The following is a 3,407-nucleotide window of genomic DNA, read 5'->3' on the forward strand; positions in this document are numbered from 1 at the left end:
GTAATGACCTCGGGTCTAGCCATCCTCGGGCGTCTCCATTGCATTCAACCGGGCAGGCTGAATACCATGGACAGGCCCTCAGGCGGACATTTGAACTTTGCTAGAACCGGACATTACAACTTTGCCGMTACATCCAATGTTCGCATAATTAGTCTTATGTTAAATCATGTAGCGAGCCGCAAATCATGTTGGCGCGGCCATCCAGGATTTTCCTCGTTATCGCGGCAACCGCCGGCAAGTGACCGGCGCCCGTTGAATGCGGAAGCCCCGGCTCAGCCTGCCTCAACACGGTTGCGCCCATCGGCCTTGGCGCGATATAGCGCCGAATCGGCTCGCGCCAGCAATTCGTCAAGGGTCGCTTCCCCGGCCTCGATGCTGGCCAACCCCAGGCTTGCCGTGCAGCCGGGCTGCCCTGCGATGGCCGATTGCTGCTCCACTGCCTGCCGCACGCGCTCGGCCATTGCAAGCGCGGCCTCCATGCCGGTACGCGGCAGCAGCACGACAAACTCTTCGCCGCCAAAACGGCCGAGATAGTCCGTGTAGCGCAGCGCCCGCCCCACGGTTTGTGCGAAATGAGCCAGCACGCGGTCACCCACMAGGTGTCYGTGCTGGTCATTKATGCGCTTGAAGTGGTCGATATCCATCAGCAGCAACGACAGTGGCTGGCCGCTGCCGCGCTGGTTATTCAGTTCGCGACTCCCTGCGTGCAGCACAGCCCGGCGGTTCAATACCCCTGTCAGGTCATCGCGTTGCGCCAGGTACTCGAACTCCGCGCGCAACCGCTCGCTCACGGTCAGCAGCAGGCCAAGGCAGACGAACAGCGACGCGAAACAATACGCTGCAATGTACGTGGTCTGAATAGCCGAAGGGGAAAACCGCGGAGTATTGACGGTATCCTGCAAAAGCGTCGTCGCTGCCCGCACCAGCAGGACCAGCCCCTGGAAAGCGAGGACAACTGCCATGAAGCGCGGCGCAAAACCCCGGCCGTGCTGCCAGGTCATCCGCGCATGAGTCAGGCATATTGCGGCCAGCACCGTGGTAAGCAGCAACACGCGAATCCGGTAGTCGGGATAGACCAGCAGGAACCAGGCGATGCCGGCCAGGCAGCCAATGCCCACGCCGAGCCAGTATTTCCAGGTGCAGGGCACCCCGTAGAAGCGCTGGCTGCCGAAGTAGAACAATGCGCAGCCCGAAAGCAGCAGCGCGTTACCGCCAAACGCGACGAGCACGGCCGGCCACTGCCCGTCCATCGCATAGAAGGCGGCGGAAAGCGCGCAAAGCAGCGGTGCGAGCGCCCAAGGCAACAAGCCTTTGATGGAGGCAGGATAGGCGCGGCGAAAGGCCAGCAGGATGATGCACAGGGCGATATTGATCATCCCCGTCATCGCCGACATGGAGCGCAGGTCCAGGTTCAGCATTGGTCAGCCGTGGAGATACAGGATTGACCGTGGCCGGTGACCGGTCGTGATACTGTAGGAAATGCAGTCATGTGAGTATGCCTGTTCAAGCTGGCATTGCACCCTGCACGGCTAGCCGTGGCAGGTGGAGATTCGGCAATCCCACCGCAGGGGCAATGCATTGGGAAACCACGGGCGCAAGACCTACCTGCGCCCGTGTAAGGCAGGGCGAAGCATACGCGATTTGGGGACCGGTACACCGGGCGGCGCGCCATGCACTACCCTTCGGTGACCCCTCGCCTGGCGCATCGCCTGGCGCACCGCGTTACCGCGTTCTTCAGGACGTCAGGCCTTTGGCGCGGAGCCAACTCAGCCACGCTTGATCTTCGATCTCGTACGAGCCCCGCGACTCTTTCCATACGATCTCACGCTCACGAAGGGCGTCAATTGCATTTTGAACCGTCGCAGCGCTGACGCTCACATGATCCGGCACAAGGGCCTTGTACGCGGAAATGGCGCTCTCTCCGAAGGGAGAGAATTGACCATCCTTGTCAGCCATGACACGCACTACCGCCTGCTGAAGTGGCGACAGTGATGTGAAGTCGCTTTCGACGTCATGCCACAAGCGTTCCTGGACGAGCGTCGCGTCATCCTTGAGCCGGGCACTGAGGTTTGGCGATTCGTTCGCCAGTGCGATCGTGCCAATCAGGTGGCGCAGCATCTCCGGGCGATGCCCGACCATCACGAAGGCTTCGTAGACGGCCTCCGGCTCAAACTGATTGCCCGCGGCGAGCGCCCTATTTACGCTCTTGGTGAATTCGTCGGTAAAGTTTCTATCGAGCAGCGGGAACGGCGTCACCTGGGAACCGTAGAACGGCATGCGCKAATTCATGACCAGGTGCGCGAGTTTGTCCCGGCTTGAGCCGGTGAAGACCAGCATGAGGTCCGGGGCCTTGCCCGAAACGTTCATCGAGTCGCGCGCCGCCTTCAGGCCGAACATTGCCTCGACGCCCTTCTCCGTGGTCAGAGCATGCTGCGCTTCATCAACGATCAAGAGAACGGGTTTCCTGGCGGCCTTGCGCAGCGCCTCAAGGGTCTGCGTGAGCGTGACGCCCGCTGGTAGTCCCGTGGCGGTGAGGTCTAACCCAAGGGTGCCCATGACGGTGACCTTGGTGAGGCCGACAGCCTTTGCGGCTTTGCTCACGACACCGGTGTGATCGGCAATTTTGTGCTTGATGGCGTCGGCGATCAGCTCGCCCGGGTCATGCGCCTTGTTCGACCACAAGTCGACGTACACGGTGACCCAGTCGCGCTGCTCGGCGGCCGGCGTAAGGTCCTCGCGCAGGAAGGTGGACTTCCCTACCCGACGCGGCGCCGCGAGGAACAGGCCCGAGCGGGCATCCTGGACTCCCTCCCCGGCCAAGGCAGCGCAGAAGCTTGCCGCCAACGCGGGTCGGCGAAACGTGTAGCGTTCGGAGGCGGCGGACGGCTTGGACATGTGTCTTCCTGGTGCGATTATCACCATTTATCCTATCTGGATAATTTATCCTTCGCAAATAAATAATGATAAATGCCTGGTGAGGCATATGTGTTCGGGGGCCAGGGCGTCCTGGCACCTCCGGGGAAGGATCTGGCAGCAACACTTCGATGCGCTTGGCCGGATGCACACGCAGCAGCTTGAGCGCGCCGCGGATTTAGCCGGCCGCTTAGCTGAGCGGACTCCTTCCGCCGGACCGAAAAACATTCAATTATTTTGACTAACTATGACAGTGATGGGCCACTTTCCGCGGTCTGACGCTGGTTATAGTTCTGCACATGGGCAGCGCAACAAGGCAACGAAGCAAGCCAGGCGCTACCGGATAAAACTCAAAATCATTGAATCACCTTAATTGGAGAACATCGTGTCGAACGCCAAACTGCAAGTCCTGACCCCGCGCAACAGCCAGCTGATCGTCATCGACCACCAGCCCCAGATGGCCTTTGGCGTGCAGTCGATGGACCGCCAGACCA

General features: G+C 60.8%; 2 protein-coding genes and 1 pseudogene. 1 reads left to right on the top strand and 2 read right to left on the bottom strand.

What is annotated here, in order from left to right; genetic code table 11:
* Nucleotides 1-272 precede the first annotated feature (272 nt).
* Both AC1DKV_RS40270 and AC1DKV_RS40275 read right to left on the bottom strand, forming a co-directional pair.
* A complete protein-coding gene (locus AC1DKV_RS40270; RefSeq protein ID WP_477139740.1) occupies nucleotides 273-1,418 on the bottom strand; it encodes a GGDEF domain-containing protein in 1,146 nt (381 codons plus the stop codon).
* Nucleotides 1,419-1,734: 316 nt separating this feature from the next.
* Entirely contained in the window at nucleotides 1,735-2,895 is a 1,161-nt protein-coding gene (locus AC1DKV_RS40275; protein WP_477139741.1) for a hypothetical protein, read from the bottom strand.
* 403 nt (nucleotides 2,896-3,298) lie between these two features.
* Here AC1DKV_RS40275 and AC1DKV_RS40280 point away from each other — a divergent pair.
* Nucleotides 3,299-3,407, top strand: a pseudogene (locus tag AC1DKV_RS40280) (hydrolase); the annotation flags it as partial.

The organism is Cupriavidus sp. 05T41, from assembly GCF_056396525.1.